We start from the raw sequence: 14,071 nt of genomic DNA on the forward strand, positions 1-14,071 counted from the left end.
GGCGATGACCCCGATGGACATCCGCCGGTAGTGCCGGCCAGCGGCCGGCACTACCGATACCGGCTTCAGCTCGACAGATGCTCGATCGCCGCGACCTTGCCCAGGCGCTCGCCCAGCATCGTCAGCAGCGCCAGGCGGTTGCCACGCAGCGCCGGGTCCTCCGCATTGACCATCACGCCATCGAAGAAGGCGTCGACCTGCGGGCGCAGGCGGGCCAGGCGGGCCAGCACGGCCACGTAGTCCTTGTGCTGCAGGCTGGCGCCGGTGTCGTCGATGGCCGCGGTGACGGCTTCAGCCAGCGCGCGCTCGGCGTCTTCCTGCAACAGCGCCGTGTCGATCTGGGCCGGAATGTCGCCCTCGGCCTTGCGCAGGATGTTGCGGATGCGCTTGTTGGCCGCTGCCAGTGCCTCCGCCTCCGGCAGCGCGGCGAAGGTGCCGATCGCATCCAGGCGGCGGTCGAAGTCATACAGCGAGGCCGGCTTCAGCTCGGCCACTGCGTTGAAGTGCGTGGCCGGCACGCCCTTGTCGGCGTAGTAGCCCTTCAGGCGGTCGAGGATGAAGTCGTACAGCTCGCCGACGTCGGCCTGCACGTTGCGCGCGGCCAGGCCGGCGTTGGCGCTGGCCAGCAGCGCGCGCAGGTCCAGCTCGAAGCCGCTCTCGATGATCGTGCGGGCCAGGCCCAGCGCATTGCGGCGCAGGGCGAACGGGTCCTTGTTGCCGGTCGGCTTCAGGCCTGCGGCGAAACCACCGGCCAGGGTGTCCACGCGTTCAGCAATCGCCAGCACCTTGCCCAGCGCCGACAACGCGATGTCATCGCCACCGAAGCGCGGCTGGTAGGCCTCGTCGATGGCCAGCGCGACCTCGGCCGATTCGCCACCTGCCACCGCGTAGTGGCGGCCGGCGATGCCCTGCAGTTCCGGGAATTCGTTGACCATGCGCGATTGCAGGTCGTTCTTGGCCAGTTCGGCGGCGCGCCGCGCCTGCGCGGCGTCGGCGCCAACCTGCGGCGCGATCACCTCGGCCAGGGCGGCCACGCGGGCGACCTTGTCGGCCACGCTGCCCAGCTTGGCCTGGTAGGTCACCGTCTTCAGGCCCTCGCCCATCGACGCCAGGCCCTGCTTCAGGTCTTCGTCGAAGAAGAACTTGGCATCGGCGAAGCGCGGGCGGATCACGCGCTCGTAGCCCTTGGCCACTTCGGCCACGTCCTTCGATTCGATGTTGGCAATGCCGATGAACTTCTCGGTCAGCGTGCCGCTGTCATCCAGCACCGGGAAGAACTTCTGGTTGATCTCCATCGTCTCGATCAGCGCTTCCTGCGGCACCGCCAGGAACGCGGGCTCGAAGCTGCACAGCACCGCCGACGGCCACTCGACCAGGTTCACCACCTGCTCCAGGTTGTCCTCGGTGATGCGGGCGCTGCCGCCGGCCTTGGCCGCAGCGGCCTCGACCTCGGCGACGATGCGCGCGCGGCGCGCGCTCGGGTCGACCAGCACGAACGCGGCGCGCAGGGCTTCCACGTAATCCTGCGGCTGTGCCAGCGACACGGCCTGGTCGTGGTGGAAACGATGGCCACGGCTGACACGGCCAGCCTGCAGGCCGAACAGGTCGGCCTCGACCACGTTGGCACCGTGCAGCAGCACCAGCCAGTGCGCCGGGCGCGCAAAGCCCCAGGCGTGGTCGCCCCAGCGCATCGGCTTGGGAATCGGCATCGCCGCGATCGCCTCGCGCAGGATCTCCGGCAGCAGGCTGGCAGTGCGCGCGCCCGGGGTCACCGCGCGGTGCACGAAGCGCTCGCCCTTGTTGTCGGTGGTCTTATCCAGCGCGGTCCAGTCGATCCCGGCCTTGGCGGCGAAGCCCTGCAGGGCCTTGGTCGGCTGGCCTTCGGCGTCCAGCGCGATGTTCAGGTACGGGCCCAGCACTTCGCTGTGCTGTTCCGGCTGTTCCAGGCCGACGCCCGGCAGCAGCACCGCCAGGCGGCGCGGGGTCGACAACGGGCGGGCGTCGCCCAGGTCCAGTGCGACGCCGCGCTTGCGCAGGCCGTCGACAACGCCATCGAAGAACGCCTGGGCGAGGCCCGGCAGTGCCTTGACCGGCAACTCCTCGGTGCCCAGTTCGATCAGCAGGGGGGACAGTTGGCTCATCGTTTCAATCCTGTGGTGGGGGCGCAGCGCGCGACGCGTCCGGCGCCCCGGAGTAAGGGGGAGAGCGGCGGTCAGGCCTTCTTCGCGCCCGGGAAGCCCAGCTTCTCGCGCTGCTCGTAATAGGCCTTGGCCACCGCCTGGGCCAACGCGCGCACGCGCAGGATGTAGCGCTGGCGCTCGGTCACGCTGATCGCGCGGCGCGCATCGAGCAGGTTGAAGGTGTGGCTGGCCTTCATCACCTGCTCGTAGGCCGGCAGCGGCAGGTTCACTTCCACCAGCTTCTGCGCTTCGCGCTCACAGGCATCGAAGCGGTGGAACAGTTCGTCCACGTCGGCATATTCGAAGTTGTAGGTGCTCTGCTCCACCTCGTTCTGGTGGTAGACGTCACCGTAGGTCACCGGCTGGCCATCCGGGCCATAGGTCCACACCAGGTCGTAGACGTTGTCGCAGTTCTGCAGGTACATGCACAGGCGCTCGAGACCGTAGGTGATCTCGCCCAGCACCGGGCGGCATTCCAGGCCACCGGCCTGCTGGAAGTAGGTGAACTGGGTCACTTCCATGCCGTTGAGCCAGACTTCCCAGCCCAGGCCCCAGGCACCCAGCGTCGGCGATTCCCAGTTGTCCTCGACAAAGCGCAGGTCGTGCACCAGCGGGTCGATGCCCAGTGCCTTCAGCGAATCCAGGTACAGCTGCTGGATGTTGTCCGGCGCCGGCTTCATCGCCACCTGGTACTGGTAGTAGCGCTGCAGGCGGTTCGGGTTCTCGCCGTAGCGGCCGTCGGTCGGGCGGCGCGAGGGCTGCACGTAGGCCGCATTCCAGCCTTCCGGACCGATCGCACGCAGGAAGGTGGCCGGATGGAAGGTACCGGCGCCCACCTCCAGGTCGAGCGGCTGGATGAGCACGCAGCCCTGCTGGGCCCAGAACTGGTTCAGGGTCTGGATCAGGCCCTGGAAGGTGATCGGAACGGTCGGGGTCGCGGACATGCGGACGATTCTTGGCCGGCAAGGGGGGTGCGCTAGTATAACGGCCGACCTGCGGGGCATTCCGTACCCGGGAGGAGCAGGCAGATGGAACATCGGCTGCCGGTGGGCACGCCCGGCGAGGCGGGCGGCGTTCCGCTGCCCTGGGGCCGCCTGCATTTCGAGCAGATCGCCGCGGCGCTGATCGCCGATGGCCTGGTGGCCGAGCAGGACCGCGAGCGCATGCGGTTCTCCGCACAGGGGGCGCGCAACGCCAGTGAAGTGCATCCGCTGGTGCTGTTGTCCAACCTCAAGCTGGCCGCCACCGGCGGCGGCGAACTGACCCTGGAACGCCTCAGCGAATGGCTGGCGCAGCGTACCGGCTGCCGCTACCTGCGCATCGACCCGACCCGGGTCGACGTCGCCGCGGTCACTGCGCTGGTGTCGCATGCCTATGCCCGCCGCCATCGCTTCCTGCCGCTGGCGGTGGATGCCGAGCGCGTGCTGGTGGCCACCAGCGAGCCGCTGGTGCAGGAATGGCGCCGCGACCTGCAGCACCTGACCCGGCGCCGCATCGAGCTGGCGGTGGTCAACCCGCTGGACCTGCATCGCTACACCATGGAGTTCTACGGGGTCACCCGTTCGGTGCGTGGCGCCCGCAGCGATGCGCGCGGCGAAGCCAGCATCACCCTGCCCAGCTTCGAACAGCTGGTCGAGCTCGGCCGTACCGGCGACGTCAACGCCGACGACCAGCACATCGTGCACATCGTCGACTGGCTGCTGCAGTACGCCTACGAACAGCGCGCCTCGGACATCCACCTGGAGCCGCGCCGCGAGATGGGACGCATGCGCTTCCGCATCGACGGCGTGCTGCACAAGGTGTTCGAAGTGCCACCGGCAGTGATGACCGCCGTGGTCAGCCGCATCAAGGTGCTCGGCCGCATGGATCTGGCCGAGCGCCGGCGCCCGCAGGACGGCCGCATCAAGACCCGCTCGCCGGGTGGCCGCGAAGTCGAGATGCGCCTGTCGACCATGCCCACCGCCTTCGGCGAGAAGTGCGTGATGCGCATCTTCGACCCGGATGCCGCGTTCAAGAGCATCGACCAGCTCGGTTTCAGCCCGCAGGAGGCCGCCGGCTGGAATGCACTGGTCGAGCGCCCGCACGGCATCGTGCTGGTCACCGGCCCGACCGGCTCGGGCAAGACCACCACCCTGTATTCCACGCTGAAGCGGCTGGCCACGCCGGACGTGAACGTGTGCACGGTGGAAGACCCGATCGAGATGATCGCGCCCGAGTTCAACCAGATGCAGGTGCAGACCAACATCGACCTGGACTTCGCCAGTGGCGTGCGCACCCTGCTGCGGCAGGACCCGGACATCATCATGATCGGCGAGATCCGCGACCTGGAAACCGCGCAGATGGCGGTGCAGGCCTCGCTGACCGGCCACCTGGTGCTATCCACGCTGCACACCAACGATGCGCCCTCGGCGGTCACCCGCCTGCTCGACCTGGGCGTGCCGCATTACCTGCTGGCCAGCACCCTCAACGGCATCCTCGCCCAACGCCTGGTGCGCACCCTGTGCCCGCACTGCAAGCAGCCGCACAGCCTTGGCGCCGCCGACTGGGCGGTGCTGGCTGATAGCCATGCTGCATATCCAGATGCCGCCACGCCCTGTCGGCCGGTCGGTTGCCTGGAGTGCCGACGCACCGGATTCCTCGGCCGCATCGGCCTGTATGAGCTGCTGCCATTGGGCTCGCGGCTGCGCGGGCAGATCCGCGCCGACATGGACCTGGCCGGTTTCACCCGCGCCGCGCGGGCTGAAGGGCTGCGAACCCTGCGTCAGGCCGGGCTTGAAAAGGTGGCGCAGGGGCTGACTACAATCGAGGAAGTCCTGTCAGTGCTGCCGCCCCCGGATGAACCCAGCTCCGTTCCTGATCCTTGAAACCGGCCGCCCGGTGCCGTCACTGCGCCGCTACGGGCGCTTCCCGCACTGGATCCGCGTCGCCGCCGGGCTGGAAGAGCACGAGACGGTGGTGGTCGATGTCGAACACGGTGGCGCCCTGCCCGATCCGCACGGCTTCGCCGGCGTGCTGGTGACCGGCTCGGCCGCGTTCGTCACCGACCACGCCGACTGGAGCGAGCGCAGCGCCGCCTGGCTGCGCCAGGCCGCCCACGACGACCTGCCGGTGTTCGGCATCTGCTACGGCCATCAGTTGCTGGCGCACGCGCTGGGCGGCGAGGTGGCCTACAACCCGGCCGGCCGCGAATCCGGCACGATCGAGCTGGAACTGCAGCCGCAGGCCGCGCAGGACCCGCTGTTCCAGGGGCTGCCACAGCACTTCGCCGCCCACGCCACCCATCTGCAGACCGTGCTGCGCGCGCCCGACGGTGCCGAAGTACTGGCGCGCTCGCCGCTGGATGGCTGCCATGCCTTCCGCTGGGGGCGCCAGGCGTGGGGCGTGCAGTTCCATCCGGAATTCGCCACCCACCACATGCGTGGCTACGTGCGCGCCCGCGCCGACTGCATCGGCCGCCACGGCGGCTGTGCCCGCAGCATCGAGCGCGCGGTCAGCGCCGCACCGCTGGCCCGCCAGCTGTTGCGCCGCTTCGTCCGCCAGGCGCGGCTGTCTTCAGCCCAGCCGGCGGCAAAACAGGGATAATCGGCGCCACGGGCAGCCGCCCGGCCCCCTCCTGTCCCTCCCGGATGTCCATGAAAGAGATTCGCAAGCTGCCGGCTTCGGCGGGCGCCCAGTGGTTGCTGGATACGTTCTCCCTGTACCGGCGTGCGCCGCTGCAGCTGGCCCGGATCGGCCTGACCTGGCTGCTGGTGAGCTGGGTGGTCACCCTGCTGTCGACGTTGATTCCCGGCGCCGCCGGCATGGCGGTGCAGCTGATGACCCTGGCCATTTCGCCGATCATGTTCGGCGGCATGCTGTATGCCGTCGGCGAGATCGACGAAGGCCGCCCGGGCCTGGCCTCGCACCTGCTGCAGCCGATCCGCGACCACCGCGTCAGCCACCTGCTGGTACCGCTGGCGATCCAGGTGCTGGCGGTGCTGCTGCTGGGCGCGCTGCTGTTCATGATGATCGGCCGCGAGGGCTTCACCGCCTTCAGCGAGGTCATGACCAAGATGGAAGAGATCAGCCGCAGCGGCCAGCAGATCAAGCCGGACGATGCCGCCGCGCTGGTCGCCAACCTGCCGGCCAAGCGCATCGCGCTGTGGATGCTGCTGGTGTTCCTGAGTGCGGTCGCGCTGTCGCTGGCGATGTTCACCCAGCCGGCGCTGGTGGTGTTCGACAAGCAGAGCGGCATGCACGCGCTGCGCCTGAGCCTGCAGGGCTGCATCGAGAACATCGGCGCGATGATCGTGTTCGCCGTGCTCGGCCTGATCGCCGCGTTCTGCATGTACATTCTGTTCGTGATCGTGATCCAGATCGCGATGCTGATCGGCGGCCCGCTGGCCGCAGCCTTCATCGCCCAGCTGGTACTGACCACGGTACTGATGCCGCTGTACGTCGGCGCAGTCTATGCCGCATGGAAGCAGATGTTCGTGCACCGCGGCAGCCGCGCCGCACCGCCGATCCCGACCACCCCGACCTCCAGCGACATCTTCCACGCCTGACCGAAAAAGGGGACGGAGGGAATTAAGTCGTTAGCGGCACAAACGACTTGATTCCCTCCGTCCCCTTTTTTCAGGCGGCGGGTTTCTTCACTACCGACGACGGCACCAGCCAGCGTGCGGCGTGGATGCCCAGCTCGTAGAGCAGGCACATCGGGATGGCCAGCATCAGCTGCGACACCACGTCCGGCGGGGTCAGCACGGCGGCCACCACGAAGATGCCGACGATCGCGTAACCGCGGCCTTCCTTGAACTGCTGCGGCGTCACCCAGCCCAGCAGCACCAGGATCACCATCGCCACCGGCAGTTCGAAACTGCCGCCGAAGGCAAAGAAGATCGCCAGCACGAAGTCCAGGTAGGCGTTCGCATCCGGGGTGATCGCAATCACGTCCGGGCTGAAGGTGGTGAGGAAGTGGAACACCGCCGGCAGCACCAGGAAGTAGGCGAACGCACAGCCGGTGTAGAACAGCACCACCGACGACACCAGCAGCGGTACCGCCAGGCGCTTTTCGCGCGCATACAGGCCCGGCGCAACGAACGCCCACAGCTGGTACAGCAGCCACGGCACCGCCACGAACAGGGCGACGAAGAAGGTCAGCTTCAATGGCGCGAAGAAGGCACCGGCCGGGTTGGTCGCAATCATCGTCTGCCCGTTCGGCAGCTGCGAGACCAGCGGTTCGGCCAGCGCGTTGTACAGCTTCTGGGTGAATGGCAGCAGCGCCAGCAGCGCCACGCCCAGGCCCAGCAATGCGCGCACCAGGCGGCCGCGCAGTTCCACCAGATGTTCAACCAGCGAGCTTTCGCCGAAATCCTGCTCACTCATGAGGGGCGCTCCGTGTTCTGCGCCGGCGGCGTCGCATTGGTTTCAGTGGCCGTGGCGGCGCTGGGCGTTACCGCAGCGACGTCCTGTGCCGGTGCCTGGTCCGTGGCAGCCGGTTCGCCCAGGTGCGGCGGCAGATCGGCCGGCGCCGGCGTGCGTACTTGCTGCGCCAGATCGTCGCCCTGCTGCTGTACCTGCTGGGCTTCGCGACGGATCGCTTCACCACTGGCGCGCAGCTGGTTCTCGGTGTCCTGCATGCCCTGGCGCACGTCCTGCATCTGCCGCTTGATCTCCTCGGCCTGCAGTTCGCGCTCCAGCTCCTGTTTCACCGAATCCCACTGATTGCGGGCACGACGCACCCACAGGCCGGCGAAGCGGGCCGCCTTGGGCAGGCGCTCGGGACCGAGCACCACCAGGGCGACCACCGCAATCACCAGCAGTTCGCTGAAGCCGATATCAAACACCGCAACCGCTCCGGATCAGCGAGCGTTACGGTCGTGCTCGTCCTGCGCGGTGCGCGAGGCGTCCTGGCTGCGCGACTCGTCGCCCAGCTGCGCGTTCGGCTTGTCCTCGTCGCGCATGCCCTTCTTGAATTCCTTGACCGCCGAACCGAGGTCCTTGGCGCCACTGGTCAGGCGCTTGGTGCCGAACACCAGCAGGACGATGGCCAGCACGACCAACCAATGCCAGATGCTGAAACTGCCCATAAAGACGCTCGTTACGTTAGTGATCAGGCTGTCGAGCATAGCGCACCGGCTGTTAGCCGGCGCGCGTGACGAAAGTCAGTTTCCGCCCAGCGTTTCCGTGCGGATCTCGCCGTCGTTGACCGGCTGGAAGCCCTGCTGCTGCGGCGGCGGGGTCTGCGGCACGTTCTGCAGCGGCGCGGTGGTGGCCTCGGCGGGGGCGGCCGGTGCTGCCTGAACAGGCGCCGGGGCGACCGCCGGGGCCGCTGCCGGACGCGGCGCATTGCCGCCGTTGCCGTTGCGGTTGTTGCGCGCGGCGTAGGTGGCCTCTTCCAGGCGATCACGGAACGCGACCACGTCCATTGACGGCGAACCGACGGCGCGACCTTCGAAGATCATGCGCGGCGTGGTGTTGCTGCCGTAGGCGTCCAGATTGGCGGCATCGTCGATCTGCAGCACCGCACCGTCCAGGGCGACGCCGGCGAACAGGCCACGGGCACGCGACCACGACCAGATCTCGGCCTTCAGCTGGCCATCGGTGGCGGCGGCGGCGTTGCGGCCGACCGGACCGGCGGCAACGCCGGCATCGGCGCCCAGCGTGAACTTGCCGTTGACCAGATTGTCCAGGCTGCGGTCGTTGCGGAACACCAGCACCACGTCCGAGGACTGCACACCGGCCTGGAAGCCGATGCTGCCACCGGTGAGCTTGACGAACACCGGGTTGGACCAGGCGCCATTGGCCATGCGCACCGACATCAGGCCATGGCCGCGACGGCCACCGATGACCAGGCCGGCCTTGATCGTGTCGGGAATGACGATGACCGCGCGGCCTTCGTCGAGCAATTTGTCCGGAATGCCCTGTTCAGGGATTCCCTGGATTTCGGCCAGCACACGCACGGCGTTGCGGGCGCGCTGGTCTTCCTGCGGTCCGGCCATGGCCTGGCTGGACAGCAGACTGGCGGCGATCAGCAGGGCTTGGATCGGGCGACGCATGGCAGGCTCCAGAAGTCAGTCCATAGGAAGATATAGCAAGTGACTGAAATTAGTAGTGTTGCCATGAATCGCCAATGAGCGTTGCCTGCTCATATAGATGCCCGCTATGCCCGCGATCCGAACCCTGCATGCCGGCGCGGCACCGGATCGGCGACAATACATCCCATGCTCGACGCACCCGATACCGCCGTGCTGGCGGTCAACCTAGGCACGCCCGAGACGCCGACGGCCCCCGCCGTACGCCGTTACCTGGCTGAATTCCTGTCCGACCCCCGCGTGGTCTCGATCCCGGCACTGCTGTGGCAGCCACTGCTGCGCGGGCTGATCCTGCCGCTGCGCAGCAGCCGTTCGGCGGCCAAGTACGCCCAGGTCTGGCTGCCCGACGGATCTCCGCTGATGGTGCATACGCGCCAGCTGGCGCAGGCCATGCAGGCACTGCTGCCGACGCTCAGGGTTCGCCATGCGATGCGCTACGGTGAACCGGCGCTGGCCGGCGAGCTCGACCGCCTGGCCGCCGAAGGCGCGCGTCGCATCGTGGTGCTGCCGCTGTATCCGCAATACTCGACCACCACCACCGCCTCGGTCGAAGACCGCGTCGATGCCTGGCAGCGCCGCAACCCCGGCGTGACGGTCAGCCTGGTGCGCGATTATTCGGTCGACCCGGGCTGGGTCGAGGCCGTTGCCGGCTCCATCCAGCGCTACTGGGAACAGCACGGCCGTGGCCAGACGCTGATGTTCTCCTTCCACGGCATCCCACAACGCCTGGCCGATGGCGGCGATCCGTATCCGCAGCGGTGCGAGGCCAGCGCGCAGGCCATTGCCAACGCGCTGGGCCTGGGCAGGGACGAGTGGCAGATGGGCTATCAATCGCGCTTCGGCCGCGAGCGCTGGCTGCAACCGTACGCCGAGCCCAGCCTGTGGGCGCTGGCCGAATCTGGCGTCAGGCAGATCGACGTGGTCTGCCCCGGCTTCGCCACCGACTGCCTGGAGACGCTGGAGGAGGTGGCAATGGGCTTCACCGAAACGCTGGCCGAACGCGGCGCGACGATGCGCTACATCCCGTGCCTCAACGCCGAACCGGAGCACGCACGCGCCCTGGCGCGGCTGGCCGTGGCCTCGCTGGCATGAGCCTGCATCCGTTTGAACTCGAGGTCGGTGGCGCACGCGTCGCCGGCCTGCGCAACCACGGCGAGGGTCCGTGCGTGCTGGCCCTGCACGGCTGGCTCGACAATGCCGCCAGCTTCGTGCCGCTGGCCCCGCACCTGTCCTCGCTGCAGCTGGTCGCCATCGATCTGCCCGGCCATGGCCACAGCGCGCACCTTCCGGTGGGGGCCAGCTACACCACGCCCGCCGCGATCTGCCACGTGCTTGATGTGGCCGATGCACTGGGCTGGGACCGTTTCAGCCTGCTCGGCCATTCGATGGGTGCGGGCATCGCCAGCCTCACCGCCTCGGTCAGCGACCGCATCGAACGGCTGTTGGCGATCGAAGCACTCGGCGGCCTGCGCGGGCCGGAGGAAGAAACCGCGCATCGCCTGCGCGAGCATGTGAATGCCACGCGTGCGCTCGCACGCAAGCAGCTACGCGTGTTCCCCGACCTGGCTGCGCCGATCCGCGCACGGATGATGACCAACCAGCTCAGCGAACACTGCGCACGACTGCTGGTCGAACGCGGCGTGGAACCGGTCGAAGGCGGCTATCGCTGGTGCAGCGATCCGCGGCTGATGCTGCCCACCGCGATCCGCCTCAGCGAAGGCCAGATCGACAATCTGCTGCAGGCCATCGCCTGCCCGACGCAGGTGATCTACGCCACGCCAGCGCAGTCCTATTACCCCGAGCCCATGCGCAGCGATCGCCTGCGGCACCTGCGCGATGGACGGCTGGCAGTGTTTCCCGGCAACCATCACCTGCACATGGAAGACCCGGCGCAGGTTGCCGACGTGATCCTGCACTTCTTCAGCAACGACAACGCCGGCTGAGTCCGCGTCTCGGCGCGCTTCACTCCGCGCGTTTGCAGCCGATACATCAGTTGCGGGCCCCTGCGCCCGCAGCACGCGGGCCCGGTCGGGCCTGCGGCGTGTGTCTGGTTCTGCAAGGAAGTCCGCATGCCCGCTCTACTGCACCGTCACCCACAGGATGGGGTCACGGCGCGCTGTCTCCGCGGCGTTGATGACGTCGCATTCCCCGAATTCCCGGTCCACGCCCAGGCCACGCGCTCATGCGTGCGTCGCGGCGTGGCCGCTGCCGTCTGTTGATCCAGGAGTCGCCGATGTCCGCTGCATCCTCCCGCCCCCCCGATACCGCCCGCCTGCCGCATCTGCAGCAGCTCGCCCGCCGTGCTGATCGCCGACTGCTGATCGGCAGCGCGGCATTGGCCGTGGCTGGCCTGGTTCTGGCCCTGCGTGGGCCCCACGTGCCGGGTGCCGCATTGGCTGCGGCCGCCGTGCTGCCGGCCATCTGGCTGGCCGGCCCACAGGCCGGCCACAGCCTCGCCCGCAACGGCCTGGCGTTGTTGTTGTCGCTGCAGCTGGCATTGCTGTGCGTGGTGGTCGGCCTGTCGCCGGCGTTGCCGATCGCGGTGCTGCTGGGCGTGCTGCTCAGCCACCGTGATCGCCTGCCGGTATGGCTGGCCGGTGGCGTTGGCACGCTCGCGCTGTTGCAGCCGCTGCTGGAAGGTGCCGCGGCCGGGCCAACGCTGCTGCAGGCAACGCTGTTTGCCGGCCTTGCACTGTTCCTCGGCCAGGTCGCACTGCGCCTGCGCCAGCAGACCGAGGCGCTGGGCCATGGCCCACGCCGCCTGGCTGCGCTGGCCCGCGATATCGCCACCGGTGCCGATCTTGGCGCGCATGCGGATACCACGGCCTATGCACCCGGTTCGCTGGCCCACGCGCTGGCCGATACCGCGCGCCACGTGCAGGCCCAGCGCGGGCGCGAGGCTGAAGCACACGCCGAGAACGCACAGATCCGCCAGGCCCTGGACGCCTCGCGCACCGCGATGATGATTGCCGACAATGACCACGTGATCCGCTACGTGAACCGCTCGGTGGTAGCCCTGCTGCGCAACCAGCAGGCGACACTGCGCCAGGCCTTCCCCGACTTCGATGCCGAGCGTCTGGTCGGCAGCAGCATCCACCGCTTCCACGCCAACCCGGACCGCATCCGCGCGATCCTCAATGGCCTGCAGGTCACGCATAACGGCAAGGTACAGATCGGCCCGGTGCACTTTGCGCAGGTGGTCACGCCGGTGTTCGATGCACAGGGCGTGCGCCTCGGTTTCGCCGTGGAGTGGCATGACCGCACGCACGAACTGTCGCTTGAGAACGCAGTCGCCGGCATTGTTGCCGCCGCCGCCGCAGGCGATCTCGACCAGCGTCTGCAAGCGGGCGAAGGTGCCAGCTTCCTGGAGGGTCTGACCGGTGGCATCAACCAACTGCTCGATACGCTGGGCAGCACTGTCGACGAAGTGCGACAGATGCTTTCTGCGCTGGCCAATGGCGATCTGGACCGGCGCATGCACGGCGAGTACCAAGGCGCCTTCGCCGCGATCCAGCGTGATGCCAACGCCACCGCCGGGCAGCTGGCGCGTATGGTCGGCCGCATCCAGCAGTGCTCCATCTCGATCAGTACCGCCGCCAGCGAGATCGCCGCCGGCAATGGCGCGCTGTCCGAACGCAGTGAGCGCCAGGCCGCGCACCTGCAGGAAACCGCGGCATCCATGGAGGAACTGACCGCCACCGTTCGCCAGAACGCTGCCCATGCCCGCCAGGCAAGTGAGCTGGCCGCCTCCACACAGAATGCCGCCGGTGACGGCAACACCGCCATGCAGCGGGTGGTCGACACCATGCAGGCGATCGAGGGCGCGTCAAAGCGCATCGGCGATATCACCGGCGTCATCGACGGCATCGCGTTCCAGACCAACATCCTGGCGCTGAACGCCGCGGTCGAGGCCGCGCGGGCCGGCGAGCAGGGCCGCGGCTTTGCGGTGGTGGCCAGCGAAGTGCGCGTGCTGGCCCAGCGTTCCGCCGCAGCCGCGCAGGAAATCAAGAAACTGATCGACGAAGCCGGCCGCCAGGTGGGTGAAGGTGCGCAGCTGGTGGCCGATGCTGGCCAGCGCATGCAGGGCATCGTCGGTGGTGTCGAGAGCGTCAGCCACCTGATGCGGGAGATATCAGCCGCTTCGCAGGAACAGTCGATCGGCATCGAGCAGATCAACCAGACCGTGGTGCAGATGGATCAGGCCACACAGCAGAACGCTGCACTGGTGGAGGAAGCCACCGCTGCCGCGCGTGAACTGCAGTCACAGGCGGGAACGCTGACCGAGGCGGTCTCGGTATTCCGCCAGCAGGAAACGCGTGAGGTCGCTCTGGTCGCCTGATCGGAACGTGCAACCGGATCGATTGGAGACGGCGCCCGCAGGGCGCCGTTTTTTATGTGCTCTGCGTGATGGATCACGGGAAGGGCACGTTTGATGGGCGTCGCACGACGGCATGATCCATCGGTAGCGCCGGCCGCTGGCCGGCAACCACGGTCTGCGCATTGCGCAGGCCTACGTCACACATCCACGCATGGCGTGGGTCTACGACAGCCACCACCCGATACAACGCACGGACCATCATCGGTAGCCGCCAACCAGGGTCGGCAGCACTCCACGCGTGGCGTGGATCCACCGGTGCATTCCGGCAGGTGTATTTTCCTGCGGCCAAAGAAAAACCCCGCTGCGTGAGCAGCGGGGTTTTGGGTGTAAACCCTGGCGATGACCTACTCTCGCATGGCTTGAGCCACACTACCATCGGCGCAGCTGCGTTTCACTTCCGAGTTCGGGATGGGATCGGGTGGTTCCACAGCGCTAATTTC

At 68.1% G+C, this 14,071-nt stretch carries 12 protein-coding genes and 1 rRNA gene; 6 read left to right on the top strand and 7 right to left on the bottom strand.

Features of this window, described 5'->3' with window-relative positions:
- Window positions 1–65: 65 nt before the first annotated feature.
- Window positions 66–2,141 carry a glycine--tRNA ligase subunit beta gene (gene glyS, locus N440_RS17825; RefSeq protein ID WP_133935933.1) on the bottom strand — a complete coding sequence of 692 codons (2,076 nt, stop codon included), beginning with the start codon at window positions 2,139–2,141 and terminating at the stop codon, window positions 66–68.
- A gap of 71 nt (window positions 2,142–2,212) precedes the next feature.
- On the bottom strand, window positions 2,213–3,124 hold the full coding sequence (gene glyQ, locus N440_RS17830) for a glycine--tRNA ligase subunit alpha (protein WP_053451179.1): 912 nt from the start codon (window positions 3,122–3,124) through the stop codon (window positions 2,213–2,215).
- Between the two features lie 84 nt (window positions 3,125–3,208).
- Between glyQ and N440_RS17835 the strand changes: the two genes are divergently transcribed.
- From N440_RS17835 to N440_RS17845, 3 genes are read left to right on the top strand one after another with little or no spacing between them, the layout of a single operon-like run.
- Window positions 3,209–5,044, top strand: coding sequence for a GspE/PulE family protein (locus N440_RS17835; protein WP_133935934.1), 1,836 nt, complete (start codon window positions 3,209–3,211; stop codon window positions 5,042–5,044).
- Window positions 5,016–5,762 carry a glutamine amidotransferase gene (locus N440_RS17840; protein ID WP_133935935.1) on the top strand — a complete coding sequence of 249 codons (747 nt, stop codon included), beginning with the start codon at window positions 5,016–5,018 and terminating at the stop codon, window positions 5,760–5,762. The genes N440_RS17835 and N440_RS17840 overlap by 29 nt, the downstream gene beginning before the upstream one ends.
- A 50-nt stretch (window positions 5,763–5,812) precedes the next feature.
- A complete protein-coding gene (locus N440_RS17845) occupies window positions 5,813–6,724 on the top strand; it encodes a BPSS1780 family membrane protein (protein ID WP_049455838.1) in 912 nt (303 codons plus the stop codon).
- A 70-nt stretch (window positions 6,725–6,794) separates the two neighbouring features.
- Here N440_RS17845 and tatC read toward each other — a convergent pair whose 3' ends face one another.
- From tatC to N440_RS17865, 4 genes are all read right to left on the bottom strand, one after another.
- Window positions 6,795–7,544, bottom strand: coding sequence for a twin-arginine translocase subunit TatC (gene tatC, locus N440_RS17850; RefSeq protein WP_008267959.1), 750 nt, complete (start codon window positions 7,542–7,544; stop codon window positions 6,795–6,797).
- A complete protein-coding gene (tatB, locus tag N440_RS17855) occupies window positions 7,541–8,005 on the bottom strand; it encodes a Sec-independent protein translocase protein TatB (RefSeq protein WP_133935936.1) in 465 nt (154 codons plus the stop codon). The genes tatC and tatB overlap by 4 nt, the downstream gene beginning before the upstream one ends.
- A 15-nt stretch (window positions 8,006–8,020) precedes the next feature.
- Complete coding sequence (gene tatA / locus N440_RS17860) at window positions 8,021–8,248, bottom strand: Sec-independent protein translocase subunit TatA (protein ID WP_005420453.1); 228 nt, start codon at window positions 8,246–8,248, stop codon at window positions 8,021–8,023.
- A gap of 75 nt (window positions 8,249–8,323) precedes the next feature.
- On the bottom strand, window positions 8,324–9,217 hold the full coding sequence (locus N440_RS17865; RefSeq protein WP_133935937.1) for a YSC84-related protein: 894 nt from the start codon (window positions 9,215–9,217) through the stop codon (window positions 8,324–8,326).
- A gap of 165 nt (window positions 9,218–9,382) precedes the next feature.
- On the opposite strand from N440_RS17865, the gene hemH reads away from it, so the two are divergent.
- The 3 genes from hemH to N440_RS17880 all read left to right on the top strand — a co-directional run bounded on the left by hemH (window position 9,383) and on the right by N440_RS17880 (window position 13,592).
- Window positions 9,383–10,345: a ferrochelatase gene (gene hemH / locus N440_RS17870; RefSeq protein WP_133935938.1), complete on the top strand. Its 963-nt coding sequence runs from the start codon at window positions 9,383–9,385 to the stop codon at window positions 10,343–10,345.
- Window positions 10,342–11,196, top strand: coding sequence for an alpha/beta hydrolase (locus N440_RS17875; RefSeq protein ID WP_133935939.1), 855 nt, complete (start codon window positions 10,342–10,344; stop codon window positions 11,194–11,196). Before hemH ends, N440_RS17875 begins: the two co-directional genes overlap by 4 nt.
- Before the next feature lie 290 nt (window positions 11,197–11,486).
- The gene (locus N440_RS17880) at window positions 11,487–13,592 is read left to right on the top strand and encodes a methyl-accepting chemotaxis protein (RefSeq protein WP_133935940.1); all 2,106 of its coding nucleotides are present in this window, start codon (window positions 11,487–11,489) and stop codon (window positions 13,590–13,592) included.
- A gap of 370 nt (window positions 13,593–13,962) precedes the next feature.
- On the opposite strand, the gene rrf is transcribed toward N440_RS17880, so the two are convergent.
- Window positions 13,963–14,071: ribosomal RNA gene (gene rrf, locus N440_RS17885) — 5S ribosomal RNA — on the bottom strand; the annotation flags it as partial.

This window comes from Stenotrophomonas sp. CC22-02 (assembly GCF_004365115.1).
Classification (GTDB): domain Bacteria; phylum Pseudomonadota; class Gammaproteobacteria; order Xanthomonadales; family Xanthomonadaceae; genus Stenotrophomonas; species Stenotrophomonas forensis.

Bases quoted from the DNA above. Each gene is read 5' to 3' on its own strand.
- glyS (WP_133935933.1), bottom strand. From the start codon at position 2,141: ATGAGCCAACTGTCCCCCCTGCTGATCGAACTGGGCACCGAGGAGTTG.
- glyQ (WP_053451179.1), bottom strand. From the start codon at position 3,124: ATGTCCGCGACCCCGACCGTTCCGATCACCTTCCAGGGCCTGATCCAG.
- N440_RS17835 (WP_133935934.1), top strand. From the start codon at position 3,209: ATGGAACATCGGCTGCCGGTGGGCACGCCCGGCGAGGCGGGCGGCGTT.
- N440_RS17840 (WP_133935935.1), top strand. From the start codon at position 5,016: ATGAACCCAGCTCCGTTCCTGATCCTTGAAACCGGCCGCCCGGTGCCG.
- N440_RS17845 (WP_049455838.1), top strand. From the start codon at position 5,813: ATGAAAGAGATTCGCAAGCTGCCGGCTTCGGCGGGCGCCCAGTGGTTG.
- tatC (WP_008267959.1), bottom strand. From the start codon at position 7,544: ATGAGTGAGCAGGATTTCGGCGAAAGCTCGCTGGTTGAACATCTGGTG.
- tatA (WP_005420453.1), bottom strand. From the start codon at position 8,248: ATGGGCAGTTTCAGCATCTGGCATTGGTTGGTCGTGCTGGCCATCGTC.
- N440_RS17865 (WP_133935937.1), bottom strand. From the start codon at position 9,217: ATGCGTCGCCCGATCCAAGCCCTGCTGATCGCCGCCAGTCTGCTGTCC.
- hemH (WP_133935938.1), top strand. From the start codon at position 9,383: ATGCTCGACGCACCCGATACCGCCGTGCTGGCGGTCAACCTAGGCACG.
- N440_RS17875 (WP_133935939.1), top strand. From the start codon at position 10,342: ATGAGCCTGCATCCGTTTGAACTCGAGGTCGGTGGCGCACGCGTCGCC.
- N440_RS17880 (WP_133935940.1), top strand. From the start codon at position 11,487: ATGTCCGCTGCATCCTCCCGCCCCCCCGATACCGCCCGCCTGCCGCAT.